The 19,345-nt window shown below is 67.0% G+C and carries 16 protein-coding genes; 7 read left to right on the forward strand and 9 right to left on the reverse strand.

What is annotated here, in order from left to right; genetic code table 11:
• Positions 1 to 51 precede the first annotated feature (51 nt).
• Genes purU through FHW64_RS22200 form a run of 4 tightly spaced genes read left to right on the forward strand, consistent with a single transcriptional unit; the run spans position 52 to position 3,530 of the window.
• On the forward strand, positions 52 to 897 hold the full coding sequence (purU, locus tag FHW64_RS22185; RefSeq protein WP_184530198.1) for a formyltetrahydrofolate deformylase: 846 nt from the start codon (positions 52 to 54) through the stop codon (positions 895 to 897).
• A 31-nt stretch (positions 898 to 928) separates the two neighbouring features.
• Positions 929 to 2,434 (forward strand): FAD-linked oxidase C-terminal domain-containing protein, encoded by a 1,506-nt coding sequence (locus tag FHW64_RS22190; RefSeq protein ID WP_184530200.1) that lies wholly within the window; start codon positions 929 to 931, stop codon positions 2,432 to 2,434.
• A gap of 2 nt (positions 2,435 to 2,436) precedes the next feature.
• Positions 2,437 to 2,796 carry a CidA/LrgA family protein gene (locus FHW64_RS22195; RefSeq protein ID WP_184530202.1) on the forward strand — a complete coding sequence of 120 codons (360 nt, stop codon included), beginning with the start codon at positions 2,437 to 2,439 and terminating at the stop codon, positions 2,794 to 2,796.
• A gap of 8 nt (positions 2,797 to 2,804) precedes the next feature.
• Entirely contained in the window at positions 2,805 to 3,530 is a 726-nt protein-coding gene (locus tag FHW64_RS22200; RefSeq protein WP_184530204.1) for an LrgB family protein, read from the forward strand.
• On the opposite strand, the gene FHW64_RS22205 is transcribed toward FHW64_RS22200, so the two are convergent.
• From FHW64_RS22205 to FHW64_RS22220, 4 genes are all read right to left on the reverse strand, one after another.
• Positions 3,527 to 3,904, reverse strand: coding sequence for a YXWGXW repeat-containing protein (locus tag FHW64_RS22205; protein WP_184530206.1), 378 nt, complete (start codon positions 3,902 to 3,904; stop codon positions 3,527 to 3,529). The two genes, FHW64_RS22200 and FHW64_RS22205, sit on opposite strands and share 4 nt — an antisense overlap.
• A 125-nt stretch (positions 3,905 to 4,029) precedes the next feature.
• Positions 4,030 to 5,292, reverse strand: coding sequence for an SGNH/GDSL hydrolase family protein (locus FHW64_RS22210; protein WP_184530208.1), 1,263 nt, complete (start codon positions 5,290 to 5,292; stop codon positions 4,030 to 4,032).
• Between the two features lie 45 nt (positions 5,293 to 5,337).
• Positions 5,338 to 8,637 (reverse strand): carboxyl transferase domain-containing protein, encoded by a 3,300-nt coding sequence (locus FHW64_RS22215; RefSeq protein ID WP_184530210.1) that lies wholly within the window; start codon positions 8,635 to 8,637, stop codon positions 5,338 to 5,340.
• 4 nt (positions 8,638 to 8,641) lie between these two features.
• On the reverse strand, positions 8,642 to 10,255 hold the full coding sequence (locus FHW64_RS22220) for an AMP-binding protein (protein WP_184530212.1): 1,614 nt from the start codon (positions 10,253 to 10,255) through the stop codon (positions 8,642 to 8,644).
• A gap of 75 nt (positions 10,256 to 10,330) precedes the next feature.
• Here FHW64_RS22220 and FHW64_RS22225 point away from each other — a divergent pair, with 75 nt between their 5' ends.
• From FHW64_RS22225 to rocF, 3 genes are all read left to right on the forward strand, one after another.
• A complete protein-coding gene (locus FHW64_RS22225) occupies positions 10,331 to 11,020 on the forward strand; it encodes a TetR/AcrR family transcriptional regulator (RefSeq protein WP_184530214.1) in 690 nt (229 codons plus the stop codon).
• Between the two features lie 27 nt (positions 11,021 to 11,047).
• Entirely contained in the window at positions 11,048 to 12,298 is a 1,251-nt protein-coding gene (locus FHW64_RS22230) for a branched-chain amino acid ABC transporter substrate-binding protein (RefSeq protein WP_184530216.1), read from the forward strand.
• A 72-nt stretch (positions 12,299 to 12,370) separates the two neighbouring features.
• On the forward strand, positions 12,371 to 13,282 hold the full coding sequence (gene rocF / locus FHW64_RS22235) for an arginase (RefSeq protein ID WP_184530218.1): 912 nt from the start codon (positions 12,371 to 12,373) through the stop codon (positions 13,280 to 13,282).
• Here the strand turns inward: rocF and FHW64_RS22240 are convergent, their stop codons facing one another.
• The 5 genes from FHW64_RS22240 to FHW64_RS22260 form a co-directional block, all read right to left on the reverse strand.
• Positions 13,283 to 13,495: a hypothetical protein gene (locus tag FHW64_RS22240; protein ID WP_260306258.1), complete on the reverse strand. Its 213-nt coding sequence runs from the start codon at positions 13,493 to 13,495 to the stop codon at positions 13,283 to 13,285. It abuts the gene before it with no gap.
• Positions 13,496 to 13,585: 90 nt separating this feature from the next.
• Positions 13,586 to 14,191, reverse strand: coding sequence for a DUF2242 domain-containing protein (locus FHW64_RS22245; RefSeq protein WP_311733346.1), 606 nt, complete (start codon positions 14,189 to 14,191; stop codon positions 13,586 to 13,588).
• Positions 14,192 to 14,336: 145 nt separating this feature from the next.
• Positions 14,337 to 14,963 (reverse strand): nucleoside/nucleotide kinase family protein, encoded by a 627-nt coding sequence (locus tag FHW64_RS22250; protein WP_184530222.1) that lies wholly within the window; start codon positions 14,961 to 14,963, stop codon positions 14,337 to 14,339.
• Complete coding sequence (locus FHW64_RS22255; protein WP_184530224.1) at positions 14,960 to 16,237, reverse strand: Glu/Leu/Phe/Val dehydrogenase; 1,278 nt, start codon at positions 16,235 to 16,237, stop codon at positions 14,960 to 14,962. The genes FHW64_RS22250 and FHW64_RS22255 overlap by 4 nt, the downstream gene beginning before the upstream one ends.
• Positions 16,238 to 16,321: 84 nt before the next feature.
• Positions 16,322 to 19,303, reverse strand: coding sequence for an L-glutamate gamma-semialdehyde dehydrogenase (locus FHW64_RS22260; RefSeq protein ID WP_184530226.1), 2,982 nt, complete (start codon positions 19,301 to 19,303; stop codon positions 16,322 to 16,324).
• Positions 19,304 to 19,345: the final 42 nt, after the last annotated feature.

The raw sequence follows: 19,345 nt of genomic DNA on the forward strand, positions 1-19,345 counted from the left end.
ATTTTGGCACCGGCATCCCAGTCTGGGCTCCCTGCGACAATCGCCGGGCTTATGACCTCCGCCTACATCCTCACCCTTTCCTGCCCCGATCGCACCGGCATCGTCCACGCCGTCTCCGGCTTCCTGCTCGATCGCGGCGGCAACATCGAAGAAGCGGCGCAGTACAACGACCACGGCACGGGCCTGTTCTTCATGCGCGTGCGCTTCGCCTGCGACCAGAGCGAAGCCGCGCTGCGCGAGCAGATCGCCGAGCTGGCGACGAAGTTCACGATGACCTGGAAGCTCTACGCGGCCGCCGAGCCGATGAAGACGGTCATCCTGGTCAGCAAGGAAGGCCACTGCCTCAACGACCTGCTGTTCCGCTGGAAGAGCGGCCTGCTCGCCATCGACGTGCGCGCGATCATCTCGAACCACCGCGACTTCTACCAGCTCGCGGCGAGCTACAACGTGCCCTTCCACCACATCCCGGTGACGGCGGCCACCAAGGCGCAGGGCGAGGCAAAGCAGCTCGAAATCATCGAATCCGAAGGCGCCGACCTCGTGGTTCTCGCGCGCTACATGCAGATCCTGAGCAACGACCTCTGCACCAAGCTGGCGGGCCGTGCGATCAACATCCACCACTCGTTCCTGCCCAGCTTCAAGGGCGCCAAGCCCTACTACCAGGCGCACGACCGTGGCGTGAAGCTCATCGGCGCAACGGCCCACTACGTGACCGCCGATCTCGACGAAGGCCCGATCATCGAGCAGGACGTGGAGCGCGTCGACCACACCGACACCGTGGAAGACCTCACCGCACGCGGCCGCGACACCGAAAGCCAGGTTCTCGCGCGCGCCGTGAAGTGGCACAGTGAGCATCGTGTGCTGTTGAACGGCCATCGCACGGTCGTCTTCAAGTAGCCCCAACCCGTCCACGCAGGGGGGATTCACCATGAACGCGCCCACCACGCCTCTCCAGCAATCGGCGCTGGAAAAGTCCGAACGGCAGGCCCGGATCGTCCAGGCGCTGCAGCCGCACCTGCCGGCGCATGCGCTGATCTGGAATGCGGAGGACACGGTCCCCTATGAATGCGACGGACTCACTGCCTATCGCCAGCGTCCGCTGGTGGTCGCATTGCCGGAAACCGAAGCGCAGGTCGCAGCCGTGCTCAAGGCCTGTCACGCACTCGGTGTGCCCGTGGTGGCGCGCGGTGCGGGCACCGGGCTCTCCGGCGGCGCGATGCCCAATGCAATGGGCGTGACGCTCTCGCTCGCCAAGTTCAACCGCATCCTCAAGATCGACCCGGTGAGCCGCACTGCGGTCGTGCAGTGCGGCGTGCGCAATCTCGCGATCAGCGAGGCGGCCGCGCCTTTCGGCCTCTACTACGCGCCCGATCCGTCGAGCCAGATCGCCTGCACCATCGGGGGCAACGTCGCCGAGAACTCGGGCGGCGTGCATTGCCTGAAGTACGGCCTGACGCTGCACAACGTCTTGCGTGTGCGCGGCTTCACAGCGGAAGGCGAACCGGTCGAATTCGGCGGCGAGGCGCTCGACTGCGCCGGCCTCGACCTCTTGCCGCTGGTCATCGGCAGCGAAGGCATGCTCGCGGTCACGCTCGAAGTCACCGTGAAGCTCGTCCCCAAGCCGCAACTCGCGCGCTGCATCATGGCCAGCTTCGACGACGTGCGCAAAGCTGGTGATGCAGTCGCTGCGGTCATCGCTGCCGGCATCATCCCGGCGGGGCTGGAGATGATGGACAAGCCCATGACTGCTGCCGTCGAGGATTTCGTGCACGCCGGCTATGACCTCGACGCTGCCGCGATCCTGCTGTGCGAATCCGACGGCACGCCCGAAGAGGTCGAAGAAGAAATCAGCCGCATGACCGAAGTGCTGCGCGGCTGCGGCGCCACCGCGATCGCCTGCAGCGAGAACGAGGACGAGCGCCTCAAGTTCTGGAGCGGCCGCAAGAACGCCTTCCCCGCATCCGGCCGCATCAGCCCCGACTACATGTGCCTGGATTCGACGATCCCGCGCAAGCGGCTCGCCGACATCCTGCTCGCGATCCAGGACATGGAGAAGAAATACAACCTGCGCTGCTGCAACGTCTTCCACGCAGGCGACGGCAACCTGCATCCGCTGGTACTGTTCGATGCCAACGACCCGGACGAACTGCACCGCTGCGAACTGTTCGGCGCCGACATCCTCGAAACGAGCGTCGCGATGGGCGGCACCGTGTCGGGCGAGCACGGCGTGGGCGTCGAAAAGCTCAACAGCATGTGCGTGCAGTTCACGCCCGAAGAGAACGAGCAGATGTTCGGCATCAAGCGCGCGTTCGACCCGACCGGTGTGCTCAACCCCGGCAAGGTGATCCCGACGCTGCAGCGCTGCGCCGAATACGGCAAGCAGGTCTTCCGCGCCGGCCAGCCGCAGCCCTTCGCGGACATTCCGCGTTTCTGAGCATGAAGGGACTGCAAGGCTTGGCCTGGTTGCTGGTGTTCCAGTCGATTGGCGAAGTTCTTTCGCGCGGGCTTTCGCTGCCCTTCCCCGGTCCGGTGCTCGGCATGATGCTGATGCTCGTGGGCCTGCGCTTCCCGGTCGTTCGCGAACCCGTCGCCGAATGCGCGGGCTTTCTGCTCACGCACCTGTCGCTGCTCTTCGTGCCGGTCGGTGTCGGCGTCATGACGCATCTCGCACTGCTCAGCCAGTACGGCGGCCGCATGCTGATCATCATCGCGTTGTCGACGTGGATCGGGCTCGGCGTCACTGCACTGGTGCTCTGGTGGCCCGACCGCAAGAGCGAACCGCGAAACGAGCCCTGAGGATCACCGTGCCGCGCTTCGTCGAACTCTGGATCTATCTTTCCGCCACGCCGCTCTTCGGCCTCACCGCGACGCTGGTCGTCTATCTGATTGCAACGGCGATTTACGCGCGACTCGGTGGCGCGCCCTGGGCCAATCCGGTGCTGTGGTCGGTGATCGTGCTGGCGGGCGGCCTGCTGCTCACGCGGGTGGACTACCAGACCTATTTCGCGGGTGCGCAGTTCATCCACTTCCTGCTGGGCCCGGCGGTGGTCGCGCTTGCATGGCCACTGTGGCAGCGTCGCGCCGAACTGCGCGCGCGCTTCGGCCGGATCTTGCTTGCATCGCTGCTCGGCGGCGCAGCAGCCGGCGGTTCGGCGGTCGCCCTGGGGTGGGCGCTCGGATTGCCGCATGACGTGGTGCTGTCGCTCGCACCGAAGTCGGTGACCGCACCGGTCGCGATGGGCATCTCGGAAAAGATTGGCGGCATTCCCGCGCTCTCGGCGGTCTTCGCGGTGCTCACCGGAATGATCGGCGCGCTGTCGGGCAAGTATCTGTTCGACATGCTGCGGATCAGCACCAGCCCCACGGGCTTTGCGGCGCGCGGCTTCGGCCTGGGCACTGCCGCACATGGCATCGGCGCTGCACGTGCCTTGCACGTCAACGCCGATGCGGGTGCCTACGCAGGGTTGGCACTGGGCATGCAGGTAGTGCTGGCTGCACTCCTCATGCCCCTGGTGTTCCGCCTGTTCTAGCTACGGTTCGGATCGTTCGGACGGCGGTCGTACCGGTTCGGCACGCCGTCGCGGTCGTTGTCCCAACGGCCGGACTGGTATTCCCAGCGGCCATTGTGTTCACGCCATTCCGGTGAGCGATAGGCGTAGCCAGGACGTTCGCGCATCCAGTTGCCGTTGTTCCACACATAGCGATGGCCGTTCCACTCGTAGTGGCCCGGCGCCCAGACATAGCCCCGACGCGGCGGCGGGACAGGTTCATGACGCGGCGGCGGCGGTGCGACCTGCACCGAGATCACCGGCTGCGCCATCGCGCTGGTCGGCGCCATGACTGCAGTACCAAGCGTCAGGAAAGATGCGGCTCCCATGACCAGGGTGACAGCGAGTTTTTTCATGGAGGACTCCTTTGAGTTGCTGGAGCCTTCATCCTCCATGCGCCATGTGAACTGTTTGTAAGTCTGTGACGAAGTGTTGTGTAGAGCTGTGTCTTCCCTCGTCGACGGCGCCACGGCCCGTAGGCCTAGTCCTGCAATCCGCGTAGATCGATGACGTCGGCCATCGCCGCATGGCCGACCTTGCCCGGATGCAAGTGGTCGCCGCTGTCGTACACCGGGTTCAGCGCGAGCGGATTCGCGGGGTCGCGCAACGCGGCATCGAAGTCGACGACGGTATTGACATCGAAGCGCCCGCGAATCCAACGGTTCAGCGTCTGCCGGCGCAGTTCCTTTTCCGCGCTCCAGTAGATCGCGCCCTGAAAGGGCAGGAGCGTGCCCAGCAGGACCTTCACGCCCTTCCCGCGCGCCTCCGCAATCAGCTGCTGCAGGCCGGCCGCGAGCTGCTCCGCCGATGGCGGTCCCAATACCGGGGGCGACTCGCCCGCCGGCATGCTCATGCCGATGTCGTTGATGCCGATGAGGATGATCACGTGCGTGACGCCGCTCTGCCCCAGCGCATCGCGCCGGAAGCGATCGATCGCGCGCGGTCCGATGCCGTCGGTGAGCAGCCGGTTGCCCGAGATACCGGTGTTGAGCACCGAATAGAAGCCCGCCGTGCGCGGCTGCCCTCGCAGGCGCACCGCGAGCCGCTCGGGGTAGCGCGCTGCCGCTTCCTCGATGCCTGCGCCTTCGGTGATCGAATCGCCGAAAGCGACCACGACCCGCGCGGGCGACGATCGCGCGACATCCAGCCCGGTCACGATGTGATTCCACATCGACCGGGTCGCATCGGGCCATGCGGGCCGCCGCACCTGATCGCCCGCGGCGATCCACGTCGCGCCCGGCGTGAGCATGTGCACGGTCGCGAAAGGCATCGGCGCGTCGATGTGAAAGCTCACCATCAACGAGCGCGCGGGATCGACGTCCAGCCGCACCGGGTCGCTCCATGCCTCCGCACCCGGCGCGATGGTGATGCCGGCGCGGCCGCCGAATCGCAGGTTGCGCAACGTGGAAGGCGACACCGATGCCGCGCCGGTGCCGACGGCCACGGTCGCCGAGGCGATGTGCAGGGGCGTCTTGCCGAAGAGGTTGGAGAACCGGATGCGCAACCTTTGGCCGCCCAGAGTCGGCTGCAATTGCTGGCGCAATGTCTGGTCGGCCAGCGAAGAAGGCGCGGGCTGCTTCGGTACCGCCCACGCCGGCGCGAGCGCGAAGTCCTGCGGCGCTGCCGCCCAACTTGCAACCCAGTGCGTTTCAGCGCGAGGTGCGCGCGACTGGGCCTGCGCCTGCGGATGAACCAGCAGGAGGCCCAGCAACAACAAACCGATGAATCGACGGAAGGCGTTCATGCGCAAGAGCCTCGCAGTGTAGGGAACACCTGCGAAGCGTGCGCTTCACCAGGTGTCGACGTAGGCCGTCGCCTCGCGCTTCGAACTGGCCGCCGACGCCAGGCCACGCACCAGCCATGCGCGCGTGTCGGCCGGATCGATCACCGCATCGATCTCCAGCGTCTGCGCCATGTGAATCGCTTCGCCATTCGCGTATTGCTGTGCGACCAGCTTCTTGAAGAGCGCATCGCGCTCCGGCCCTTCCGCGGCGGCTTCGAGTTCCTTACGGAAACCGAGGCGCACGGCACCTTCGAGTCCCATCGCGCCGAATTCGCCGGTCGGCCACGCGACTGTGAACACCGGCGCATCGAAGCCGCCGGCGGTCATCGCCTGCGCGCCGAGGCCGTAGCCCTTGCGCAGCACCACCGCGAAGTAAGGCACACGCAGATGCGATGCGACCATGAACATGCGGCACACATGACGAACCTGCGCCTGAGCTTCGACCTCCGGGCCGACCATGAAGCCGGGCGTATCGCACAGCGACACCAGCGGCAGGCCATGCGCATTGCAGAGCTGCATGAAGCGCGCCGCCTTGTCGGCCGCCTCGACATCGATCGCCCCGCCGAGATGGTGCGGGTTGTTCGCCAGCAGCCCCACCGGCTTGCCCTCGATGCGCGCGAGCGCAGTCACGATGCCGGCGCCGAAGCCGGCGCGCAGTTCCAGCAGCGAGCCGGTATCGACCACACCCCGCATCGCCGCGCGCACGTCGTACACCCGCAGCCGGTTCTCGGGCACCGCATGGCGCAGCGCACGCTGGTCGGCGCATTCCCAGTCGCTCGTCGGCCCCTGGAAGTAGGAGAGGTATTGCTTCGCCGCCGCGACCGCTTCGGTCTCGTCCTTCACGAGGATGTCGATCACGCCGTTGCGCGACTGCACGCTGCTCGGCCCGATCTGCTCGGGCGCGAAGGTGCCGAGGCCGCCGCCTTCGATCATCGCGGGGCCGCTCATGCCGATGTTGCTGGCCTCGGTCGCGATGATCACGTCCGCGCAACCCAGCAACGCCGCATTGCCGGCGAAGCAGCGTCCATGCACGATGCCGACGACCGGCACCTTGCCCGACAACGCGGCGAACTGGCTGAAGGTGTGGTTGTTCAGGCCCGCGACGATCGGCATGTCGGTGTCGCCCGGCCGTCCGCCACCGCCTTCGGCGAACAGCACCACCGGCAACTGCAGCTGGTGCGCGATGCCCAGCATGCGGTCGGTCTTGTGGTGATTGCGCATGCCCTGCGTGCCGGCAAGCACGGTGTAGTCGTACGACATGACCACGCAGCGCGATTTCTCCGCGCCGAACTGCTTCGCGTTGATGCTGCCAATGCCGGTCACCATGCCATCGGCGGGCGTGTTGGCGATCAGGTCTTCGAGCGAACGGCGGCGCGTCTGCGCGGCGATGGCCAGCGCGCCGTATTCGGTGAAGTTGCCGGGATCATCGGCCAGCTCGCACAAGTCCGCGATGTTCTCGCGCGCAGTGCGGCCGCCCTGCGTGTGGCGCTTCGTCACGGCGGCGGTGCGGTTCGCATCGAGCGTGAACGCGTGTCGATCGATCACCTTCTGCAGATCGGGCCGGATCGCGTCGAGGTCGTGCTCGGCGCGTGCCTCGGCTTCGATCGAATGCGCATCGACCGGCTCCAGCTTTACCAGCGACTGGCCTTCGACGAGGTAGTCGCCCGGCTCGGCGAGCAGCGCAACCACGCGGCCGGCCGCAGGTGCATGCAGCAGGTGCTCCATCTTCATCGCTTCGAGCACGCCGATCTGGGCACCGGCCGGGACCACGTCACCGACATCGACTTCGAACTGCACGAGCTTCGCGGGCATCGGCGCCTTGACGCGAAGTCCGTCTTCGTCGTCCTGCTGCACGCTGGCCTCGGCGTGAACGGCTGCCGGCCGCGCATGCTTGGCGACCGCTGCATCGATGTGCGCGGCGGACGCGAGCAGGTCCGCAAGATGCGCCTCGACGAAGCGCGTGTGCACCGCCTGAGTGGCGAACTCGGGCCGCGTTCCGATCGCGCGCAGGAGCGACAGATTGGTCGCAATGCCGTCGACATGGCACTCTTCGAGCGCACGCAGCGATCGCCTCACTGCATCGGCGAAACGCGGCGATGCCGAGTGCACGATGAGCTTGGCGAGCAGCGTGTCGTAGTGCGGCGAAGGCGCGAGCCCCGCATAGCCGTGCGAATCGACGCGCACGCCAGGCCCTGCCGGCAGGTCGAATCGCGTCAACGTACCACCCGACGGACGGGCGTTGCCTTGCGCATCGAGCGTCTCGGCGTTGATGCGCCATTGGATCGCGAAGCCGCGCTGCGGTGCGGTGCGCGTGATGTCGATGCCCAGATCCGCAAGCGTCTGCCCGCTCGCGATGCCCACCTGGAGTTGCACCAGATCGAGGCCGGTCACCGCTTCAGTCACCGTGTGTTCGACCTGAAGACGCGGATTGGCTTCGATGAAGACGAAGGGCAGCGAGGCCGAGTGTTCGTCCACCAGGAATTCGAACGTGCCAAGACTCTGATAGCCCACCGCCTTTGCCATGCGAAGCGCGGCCTGCGTCACTTTCTCGCGCAGCGCTTCAGGCAACGAAGGGCTCGGCGCGATCTCGACCAGTTTCTGGAATCGGCGCTGCAGCGTGCATTCGCGTTCGCCCAGGCTCGCGACAGCATGCCCGTCGCCGAGCACCTGCACTTCGATATGGCGCGCGTTGCGCATCAGGCGTTCGACGTAGACGCCTTCGACGCCGAACGCGGCCTTCGCTTCAGACATGCAACGCGCATGGGCCTCGGGCAGATCGTCGACGTTCAGCACCGCGCGCATCCCGCGGCCGCCGCCACCGCCGATGGCCTTCACCATCACGCCGGCACCTTCCGCTTGCTGGGCCGCAAAGAAGGCCTGGGCTTCAGCCAACGTCACCGCACCTGCGCTCCCGGGCATCACCGGCACGCCGCACTGCTCGGCCAGCGCGCGAGCACGCGCCTTGTCGCCGAAGAGCGCAAGCTGGTCAGGCGTCGGGCCGATGAAGCGCAGCCCCGCGTCGGTGCAAGCCTGCGCGAAATCGGCGCGCTCGCTCAGGAAGCCATAGCCGGGGTGCACCGCATCACAGCCCTGCGCGCGCGCAATCGCGATCAGCGCGGCCGTGTCGAGATACGCCGACGGCCCGGTGGCGGACAAGGGCACTGCCACGTCGGCCAGCTGCACATGCAGTGCCGCGGCGTCGTCCTTCGCATGCACCGCGACACTCGCGATGCCCAGGTCGCGCAGCGCGCGCACCAGCCGCACCGCGATCTCGCCGCGGTTGGCAATCAGAACTCTTTTCAGCATTCGATCAATCCTTCAGCAGCCGGCGCAGCACCTTGCCCGCGCCGGTTGTCGGCAGAGCGTCGATGAAGCGCACCACGCGCGGTGCCTTGTAGTTCGCCATGTTCTCGCGCGACCACGCGACGAGGCCGTCCGCATCGATGTCGGCGCCGGGCTTCTTCACGATGAAGGCCTTGACCACTTCGCCCTTCTCCGCGTCCGGCTGCGCCACAACGGCTGCCTGTGCCACAGCGGGGTGCTTGATGAGGATGGTCTCGACCTCTTCGGGGAAGACGCTGTAGCCCGAGACCTTGATCATTTCCTTGAAGCGGCCGATGAAGGTCAGGTAGCCGTCGGCATCGAGCTTGCCCATGTCGCCGGTGTGCACCCATCCGTTGCGCAGGGTCGCCGCAGTGGCTTCCGGCTTGTTCCAGTAGCCCTTGAAGGTGCCGGGGCTGGTGAGCACGATCTCGCCGATCTCGCCCGTCGGCTTGTCCGTTCCGGTATCGGGATCGATGATGCGGATGGTCACGCCGGGCACCGCGACGCCCTGCGTGCCCCAGCGCGGCGCATGGTGCGGCGTGTAGGTGTCGCAGGTGTGGCTTTCGCTCAGGCCATAGGCGGCCTCGAACGAGCTGCAGTTCTTCGCGAAGCTGCGCCATTGCTGCGCGAGCGGCTCGGTGAAGGCGATGCCGAAGCTGGTCACCGGGTTCATGCGCAGGCTCGACAGATCCATGTCGGCAATGCCCGGCACCTGCATGCACGCGACATTCATCGGCGCGATGCTGTACCACCAGGTGACCCTGTAGCGCTCGATCGCCTGCAGCGCGGCGCGCGGTTCGAAGCGATGCAGCAGCACCGAAGTTGCACCGGTGAACACAGGCACGTTCACGCCCATCAGCATGCCGGCGATGTGATACAGCGGCGCGATCGACAGCAAAACATCGTCGCCTTTGACGCCATTGCAATCCGCTGCGGCGCGCGTTTTGAAGAGGGCGTTGCCGTAGCTGAGCATCGCGCCCTTGGGCAGGCCGGTGGTGCCGGACGTGTAGGTCATGAGCGCGACGTCGTCGAGCGACACCTCGACCGGCGCAGGGCGTGCGCCGCTCTTCATCACCGCGAGGAAGTCTTCGCATCCGGCGGGCACGCTGCGCGCTTCCTTCTGGGCCGCCGCCAATTCCGCTGGCAGATCGAGCGTCGAAGACGATGGCAGCAAGTCCGCGTAGTGCACCGCGAATACATGTTCGAGCGCGCTCGTCGCACGCACCTTGTCCACCACCGGCAGCAACGACGATGCCGCGACGATCACGCGTGCCTTGAGGTCGTTCACCTGGTAGGCCAGTTCGTGCTCCTTGTTGAGCGGGCCGCTCGGGCAGACGATCGCGCCGATCTTCTGGATGCCGTAGTGGGCAACGAGGTACTGCGGGCAGTTGTTGAGGAAGAGCACCACTGGTTCGCCCTTCTTCACGCCGATCGCCTGCAGCCTTGCGGCGAAGGCATCGCTCGCCGCGTCGAGCTCGGCATAGCTCATCGCATGGCCGTACCAGATGCAGGCCGGATGGCTGCCGCGCTCGCGCGCATGCGTGCGGAGGTACTCGTGCAGGGGCTGCTGCGGGCGGTCGGGAAGCTGGGTTGTCTCCATGGCGTCACTCTCACAGGGTTATCGATAGGGTTGGCCGCTTGCCAACTGCCGCATGGTGCACGAACAATCCTACCCATGGGTATAACTTCGGCGACACCGCACAAACCCTCTGAGCAAGGCCCTCCGCCTGCCGCGCGGCCCGACCGGCCGCAGGGCACGGGCCGGCAGCGCACCGCCACCGCGGGCACCGATGTGCAGCGCGAGCGCATCCTGCAAGCCGCCACGCATCTCTTCGCGACGCAGGGCTATGCCAACACCACGATGGCGCAGATCGTGCGCGCACTGGACGCGACCAAGCCCTTCGTCTACTACTACTTCCGCGACAAGCAGGAGATCTTCGAAACGCTGTCGTGGCGGCCCGCGGTCGATTGCTTCACTGCGCTGGACTTCGCGGCGAACGACCCGCGCCCCGCGGTCGAGAAGGTCAAGGAAGGCATCGAGCGGCTGATCCGCGCGACCATCTCGCACTACCCAGCCGCCTTCTTTGCCTACAAGGAGCCGCAGGTGTACCGGCCCGAGTACCTCGAGGCCCAGAAAAAGCTCGCGCATCACTTCTACGACCAGCTCTTCCCGCTGCTGGAGCAGGCACGAAGCGACGGTGACCTCGACTTCGACGAAACCAAGATCACCGCCTACGCGGCGCTGAGCCTGCCCGGCTTTCTCTTCAGTTGGTACAAGCCCGACGGCCGGTTCTCGCCGGAAGAGATGACGGCAAAGCTTTCGAAGCTCGCATGGCGCGTGATCGGCCTGCGCGAGCGCACCTGACCTTTCCAAACCTACCGGAGACAGTTCATGAAGTTCCCCCTTCTGCTCGCGCCCGTGGCGGCCGCAGCGCTCCTCACCATCGGTTCGGCGCACGCGCAGCAGCAGACCTACAAGATCGCCTACATCGACCCGCTCTCGGGGCCCTTCGCCAACGTGGGCGAGCTGATGCTCACGCACACGCAGTTCGCGATCGAGGACATCAACGCCAAGGGCGGCGTGCTCGGGGGAACCAAGCTGCAATTGCTTCAGTTCGACAGCAAGCTCTCCGCGCAGGAGAGCCAGAGTGCGCTGCAGGCCGCGATCGACCAGGGTGCGCGTGCGATCGTCACCGGCGGCTCGGGCTCGTCGGTGGTGAGCGCGATCGTGCAGGCGGTGAACAAGTGGAACCAGCGCAATCCGGGCAAGGAACTGCTGGTGCTCAATCATTCGTCGATCGACCCCGAACTCACCGGCAAGTCGTGCAGCTTCTGGCACTTCCAGACCGATGCGAACACGGCGATGAAGATGAAGGCCATCGCCAACTACATCAAGAAGACGCCGGAGGTGAAGAAGGTCTACCTGCTGAATCAGGACTACGCGCACGGCAAGCAATGGGCCAGCTACGGCCGCCAGCTCGTCGGCCTCGCGCGGCCCGACATCCAGTTCGTCGGCGAGACGCTGCATCCGATCGGCCGGGTGAAGGACTTCGCGCCCTATGTCGCGAACATCCGCCAGTCGGGCGCGGATTCGGTGATCACCGGCAACTGGGGCCAGGACATGACGCTGCTGCTCAAGGCCGCGGGCGATGCGGGCTACGACCTGCACTACTTCAACCACAGCGCAGGCGCGGTGCCGGGCACGGTGCTCGCGGTGTCGCAAGCCAAGCTCGGCCAGTTGACCTGGGTCGCCGAATGGCACCCGGGCCAGGCCGATTCGCCCAAGGTCGATGCGCTCGCCAAGGCCTACAAGGCCAAGACGGGCAAGGACTTCCTCGCGCCGCGCATCGACATGACGCCGCGCCTGCTGGCCGCCGCGATCAACAAGGCCGGCAGCACGGACACGCCCAAGGTCGCGCACGCCCTGGAGAACCTCACCTTCGATTCGGTGGTCGGCCCGGTTCGCATGCGCGCCGAAGACCATCAACTGCTGATCCCGCAGGTGGTCAACACCATCGCGCCGGTGGACGGCAAGACGGTGAAGGTCGGATGGGAAGGCACCAACTACGGCTTCCGCACCGACGCCATCTACAGCGGCAACGAACTCGCGCAGGGCACGGACTGCAAGATGGCGCAGCCTTGACCGTCAAGACGCGGTGGCGTTAGTGCTGTACCGTTCGGTATCGCACGTCCGCATCCACGGAGGCCACCGCTCATGACTGGGACCCTGCAACTCATCGGCGCACCGACCGACATCGGCGCCAGCACGCGCGGCGCCGGCATGGGGCCCGATGCCCTTCGAGTGGCCGGCCTCGCGCAGATGCTCGCGCGACTTGGCTTCGAGGTGGTGGACCAGGGCAATCTCTCCGGACCCGCAACGCCGTGGATCGCGCCGACGACCGAGCTGCATCACCTCGACGAAGTGGTCACCTGGAACCGGGCGGTCTACGACGCGGTCGATGCCGCGCTCACCGCCAACCGCCTGCCGATCCTGCTGGGCGGCGACCACAGCATCGCGGTCGGTTCGATCAGCGCCATCGCATGGCATGCGCGCCGCCGCGGCAAGAAGCTGCGCGTGCTGTGGCTCGATGCCCACTCCGACGTCAACACCGAGACCACGAGCCCAAGCGGCAACCTGCACGGCATGCCGGTGTCGTGCCTGCTGGGCCACGGCCCGGATGCATTGACGGGCTGGAGCGGCGAACGCGCCGCGCTGGAGCACGATGCGATCCGCTTCATCGGCATCCGCAGCGTCGATGCGCACGAAAAGGCGGCGATTCGCACGATGGGCCTCAATGTGTTCGACATGCGCCACATCGACGAGCACGGCATGCGCACCACGATGACCGAAGCGCTTCAGGACGTGGACGACGACACGCACCTGCACGTGAGCTTCGACCTCGACTGCCTCGACCCCGACTACGCACCGGGCGTGGGCACCGGCGTGCGCGGCGGCCCGACATGGCGCGAGATGCAGCTTTGCATGGAGATGATCGCGGACACCGGACGGCTGTCGTCGCTCGATGTGGTCGAACTCAACCCCGCGCTGGATGTGCGCAACCGCACGGCGGAGGTGGCGGTGGAGCTGATCGAAAGCCTGTTCGGCAAATCGACCTTGTCCCGCTAGTCAGAGCTCGGTGGTCGCCCACGAGGGCTCGGAAACCTCGGCGTCCGGGTCCGAGATGGGCCGCAGCTTGTCGCTCCGGCAGAAGAAGGTCCAGCCTTCGAACATCACGTCGTAGTAGGTGCCCGGCAGATAGGTCCAGTCCGGCGCGTCATAGGGCTCGGAGACGACCTCGACGATCCTGCAGACCGCCCGCTGGGTGAATGGGCTGGCCAAGCAGCTCGGGACCACGTAGCAGAGCGTGCCGATCTTGATCATCCGCGCAGAATCGCACAACGCGGCGGCCGCGCCAAGGGCAGGGACTTGTCAGCCGCGGCTTGGGGAGAGAGGCACCGTTTGCAACTGCAGCGGCACCTCGACCGGCGGACGCGGCGTCGTGACAGGACGAGCCTCAGCCGGCGCAACAGGTTCGACCGACTCGGGCAGGTAGCGCTCGATCAGCGAGAAGAAGCGGTCGTAGAAGCGGTCGTCCGTCAGCGTTTCGCTCGCGACCTTGACCATCGCGTCGTCGCTGGACGAGAACGGCAGCGACAGCGAGCCGATCGCGCCCACGCCGACGCTCGCCGAGTTGTTGACCTTCTTGACGCCGTAGCGGTCCTGCAGCGCGCTCGCAAAAGCGATGGTGCTTCGCGACTTGCCGCCCTCGCGGGCGCAGACCACGCGGAACTCCACCTCCACATGCACCTCGGACGCCGGCTGGAAGCTCTTGCGGCCGGTCACCAGCTCCACGTTGGCCGCCGTGATCATGTAGCCCTGGCTCAGGAGCGCGCGGCGCGCGGCCTCGCAGGTCTGGGCCTCGCCCGCGACGAAGCTGCGGGTGTGGGTGGTGGTGGAGTCGAATTCTTCTGGCTCGTACGTCACGCGCTGGCGTTCGGTGACGCCACAGCCGGAGACGAGGACGGCGACGAGCAACGCAGCCGTTGCTGCAAGGGAAGACGAAGGGCGCATGTCGGCAGGAAGAAAAAGCGAAACGGGAGCAATGCTAGCGGCAAGCCGCCAGCAAGCGGCTCCGCTTGGACATCACGCCGCAGCGGACGTTCCCGTTGACCTACACGATTCAGTCGTCGATGCGAATCACGTGCTGCGCCCTGCTCCGCGTCGCGGCGATCCGGCGCGCGTTGGGCTCGTCGGTGTTCTCCACCCACGCGATGGCCGCGTCACGGCTGCGGCCGAATTGCTCGTGCCGGCGTATGAGGCGCTCTCGCCGCAGCTCGTCGTCCACGTCCACATACCAGGCCTCGTCGAGCAGCGGCGCGGCGCCAGCCCACGCGCCCTCGTCGAGCAGCAGGTAGTTGCCCTCGGTGATGACCAGCTGCGTCTGCGGCAGCACGGCGATGGCGCCGGCGATCGGTTCCTCGATCTCGCGCCGAAACTCGGGCGCGTAGACGATTTCTTCGCGCTGCTCGCGCAGACGCCGCAAGAGCGCGACATAGCCGGCACTGTCGAAGGTGTCCGGGGCGCCCTTGCGGTCGGCCCGGCCGAGACGCCGGAGTTCGACATTCGCGAGGTGAAAGCCGTCCATCGGCACCACCTGCGCGCGGCCGGGCGGCAGCGCATCCAGCAGCGCCTGGGCCAGCGTCGACTTGCCGGACCCTGGCGCGCCAACCAGCCCGAGCAGCCTGCGCTGCCCGCCAGCCAGAAGGCGATCGATGCGCGCCAGCTCGGAGGCCGGCAACTCGATCACGGGTAGAGGCCGCGCTCCTGGCGCGCCATCAGGATCCGGCCACAAGCCACCGCGTAGGTCGCGGTGCGCAGGGAGATCTTGTGCTGGTCGGCCTTGTCCCAGATGCTGCTGAACGCATTCATCATGATTCGGTCGAGGCGCTCGTTGATCTCGTCCTCGCCCCAGAAGAAGGACGAGAAGTCCTGCACCCACTCGAAGTAGCTCACCGTCACGCCGCCGGCGTTGCAGATCACGTCGGGCACCACCAGCACGCCGCGGTCGCCGAGGATGTCGTCGGCTTCCGGCACCGTCGGGCCGTTCGCGCCTTCGAGCACCAGCTTCGCCTTGGTCTGCTTGGCGCGCTCGGCCGTGATCTGGCCTTCGAGTGCGGCCGGGATCAGGATGTCGCAGGCCACGTCCCAGAAGGCGTCGTTCGCCACGGTGTCGCCGCCCTTGAAGCCGACGATGCCGCCTTCCTTGCGCGCCTGCTCGATGAGCTTGGGCATGTCCAGGCCCTTGTCATTGACGACGGTGCCGGTGTGGTCCTGCACCGCGACGATCTTCGCGCCCGCTTCGGCGAAGAGTTCGGCCGCCACCGAGCCCACGTTGCCGAAGCCTTGCACCGCGACGCGCGCGCCCTTCAGGTCCATGCCAAGGCGTCGCGCCGCCTCGCGGCCGGTCACGAACACGCCGCGGCCGGTGGCCTTCACGCGGCCGAGCGAACCGCCCAGGTGCAGCGGCTTGCCGGTGACCACGCCGGTCGCGGTGCCGCCCACGTTCATGGAATAGGTGTCCATCATCCACGCCATGATCTGCGCGTTGGTGTTCACGTCAGGCGCGGGGATGTCGCTGTGCGGGCCGATGATGATGCCGATCTCGCTGGTGTAGCGGCGGGTGACTTTCTCAAGCTCCTTCATCGAGAGCTTCTTGGGATCGACGCGGATGCCGCCCTTGGCACCGCCGTAGGGCAGGTTCACCGCCGCCGTCTTGACGGTCATCCACGCGGAGAGCGCCATGACTTCTTCCAGCGTGACATCCGGGTGGAAGCGCACGCCGCCCTTGCCGGGACCACGCGACAGGTTGTGCTGCACGCGATAGCCCTCGAAGTGGGCAATGGTGCCGTCGTCCATCTCGATCGGCACGTCGACGATCAGCGCGCGCTTCGGGCGCTTGAGCGTGTCGACCCAGCGCGCCAGGTCGCCCAGGTACGGCACCACGCGGTCGACCTGCGACAGGTACGTGCCCCACGGGCTGTTGGGGGTCGGATGGACGTAGGAAAGGGAGGAGGAACTCATGGCGGTCTCGTGTTGTTGAACGATAGGCGCGACGATATTCCTCCGCCGCGCGACGCGCCACGGCTATGCGCGTTGCTTTTCCGGTTATGCGCTTGCGGCAAGCAGCGCCGCATTGCCGCCCGCGGCGGTGGTGTTGATGGTGAGCGTCTGCTCCGCGCAGAAACGAAGCAGGTAGTGAGGTCCGCCCGCCTTCGGGCCGGTGCCGCTGAGTCCTTCGCCGCCGAACGGCTGGACGCCGACCACCGCGCCGATGATGTTGCGGTTGACATAGATATTGCCGACATGCGCCCTGGACGCCAGCGCCTGCGCGCGGCTGTCGATGCGTGTCTGGATGCCGAGCGTCAGCCCGAAGCCGAGGCCGTTGACCTGCTCGATCACCGCCTGCGGATCGCCCGACCAGCGCGCGATCTGCAGCACCGGGCCGAAGATTTCCGCCTTGACGCTGTTCACCGATGAAACCTCGTAGGCGCGCGGCGCGATCAGGTTGGGCAGCTCCTGCGCGGGCTCGCTGGGGCCGACGATCACCTTCGCTTCGGCATCCAGGCGCTGCAGGTGCCGCTGGATGCCTTCGAAGGCCTCGCGGTCGATCACCGGGCCGACGTCGGTCGAGAGCAATGCCGGATCGCCCGCCGCCAATTCCTTCGCTGCACCCTGGATCATGGCGATCACGTCGTCGGCAATGCTGTCGTGCACCAGCAGCAGACGCAGCGCCGAACAGCGCTGGCCTGCCGACCGGAAGGCGCTCTGCACCACCGCATCGACCACCTGCTCCGGCAGCGCGGTCGGGTCGACCAGCATCGCGTTGATGCCGCCGGTCTCGGCGATCAGCGGGACGATCGGGCCGTCCTTGGCGGCCAGCGCGCGGTGGATGATCTTCGCGACCTGCGTCGATCCGGTGAACACCACGCCCGCCACGCCCGGCGCGGCCACGAGCGCGGCGCCGACGGTCTCTCCGGCGCCATGCAGCAGTTGAACAGCCTGCGTCGGCACGCCGGCGGCGTGCAGCAGCTTGATGGCTTCGGAAGCGACCGCCGGCGTCTGCTCGGCCGGCTTGGCGAGCACCGTGTTGCCGGTCGCGAGCGCCGCAGCGACCTGGCCCAGGAAGATCGCAAGCGGGAAGTTCCACGGGCTGATGCACACCCACGGGCCGCGTCCGGTGAGCCGCAGTTCGTTGCTTTCGCCGGTCGGGCCCGGCAGCGCGACCGGTCGCATGATGCGTTCGGCCTCGTCGGCGTAGTAGCGCAGGAAATCGACGGCCTCGCGCACTTCGGCGATCGCGTCGGTCCAGCTCTTGAACGCCTCCTTCACCAGCAACGCGCAGAAGCGCGGCAAGGCGGCTTCGAGCGCATCGGCAGCGTGGCGAAGTGCGCCGGCGCGTTGCGACACCGGTGTGTGGGACCACGACCGGAAGCAGGCCGCGGCGCTCGCAACCGCTTCGGCAGCGCGCTGCGGATTGAACTCCGGGACCGTCGGCACTGTGGTCGCGGCCAGCGCGTCGAGCAGTGGCGCGCGCATGGACTCGACCGCCATGTCGACGCCATGGCTGTTGCGCCTTGCGGGCGGCGGTCCGTAAAGCGCCGGCGGCAGTGGCAGCGACGTTTCCTTGTCGAGCCAGAGCGGCGACGACAGGAGTTCGCCCATGCCGACCGACTCGTCGCCGAGCTGGTTCACGAATGACGAGTTCGCGCCGTTTTCGAGAAGGCGGCGCACCAGATACGCGAGCAGGTCCTTGTGCCGCCCCACAGGAGCGTAGACGCGCACCGGCACGCCGGTGCTCTTCATGACTTCGCGATAGATGCCCTCGCCCATCCCGTGCAGGCGCTGCAGCTCGAAGGGCACATCGCCAGCCTGCGCGGCCATCTGCAGGATCGCGGCGATGGTCCCCGCGTTGTGCGTGGCGAACTGCGGATAGATCGCGTCCGGCGCAGCCAGCAGTGCGCGCGCGCAGGCCAGGTAGCTCACGTCGGTGTGATGCTTGTACGTGAAGACCGGGTAGTGCGGCAGCCCAAGCTCCTGCGCGCGCTTGATCTCGGCGTCCCAGTACGCGCCCTTCACCAGCCGGCACATCAGGCGCAGCTTGTATTTGCGCGCGATCGCGGCGATGTGCTCGATCAGTTCGAGCGCGCGCGTCTGGTAAGCCTGCATCGCGACGCCGAAGCCCCGCCACTGCGGGCGTTCGGCCGCAACGCGCGCCGCGAGCGCCGCGAACACATCGAGCGAGAGTTCGAGCCGGTCCACCTCCTCCGCATCAATGGTCAGGTTCAGATGCGCATCGGCCGCCAGTTCGCAAAGCTGCCAGACGCGCGGCACCAGCTCGCGCATCACGCGCTCGCGCTGGGCGTCCTCGTAGCGCGGATGCAGCGCACTGAGCTTGATCGAGATGCCGTCGTTGTCCTCGGGCCGGTCGCCGTTGCCCGCTGCGGCAATCGAGCGGATGGCGTTGATGTAGCTGTCCAGATAGCGCTGCGCATCGGCTTCGGTGCGCGCGCCCTCGCCGAGCATGTCGTAGCTGAAGCGCAGGGCCGCGTGCTTGCGATGCGCCGAACGTGCCTCGGTCATCGCTTCGTCGATCGTCTGGCCGAGCACGAACTGGCGCCCCAGCAGTTGCACCGCTCGCAGCGTCGCGGCGACGACGGTGCGCGCACCCAGTCGCGCCATCAGCCCGGGGCCCGGCTCCGCATCGCCGTTTTCATCCGACAGGTGCGGGAGGAATTTCTTCGACAACGCGATTGCCGACGACGAAAGACGGGCCAGCGTCGAATCTGCCGCGCCTTCGAAGTTGGCCCGGCCCAGTTGGTCGGCCGTCAGCGCGATGGCGGTTTCCGCATCCGGCACGCGTAGCAGCGCCTCGGCCAGTCGCATTAGCGCGAGCCCCTCGGCGCTGGAGATGGGGTATTCGCGCAGCAGGCTTTCCATGGCCCAGAACGGTGGCGGCCGGTCGCGCACCGCGCGAACCCACGGCGTGGCGACGGGCGAGACCGAGGTCCAGTCGAGCGCGCCCTTCAGCGCGGCAAGGCGGTGCGCGACGACGTCGGCTTCGGGGCGGTAGGGGATGGGCAGGCGCATGGCGTGTTCTCGCGTGGAAGGTCGAATGAATGCGATCGTCCG

This window comes from Variovorax sp. Sphag1AA, assembly GCF_014192575.1.
Taxonomy (GTDB): Bacteria; Pseudomonadota; Gammaproteobacteria; order Burkholderiales; family Burkholderiaceae_C; genus Variovorax.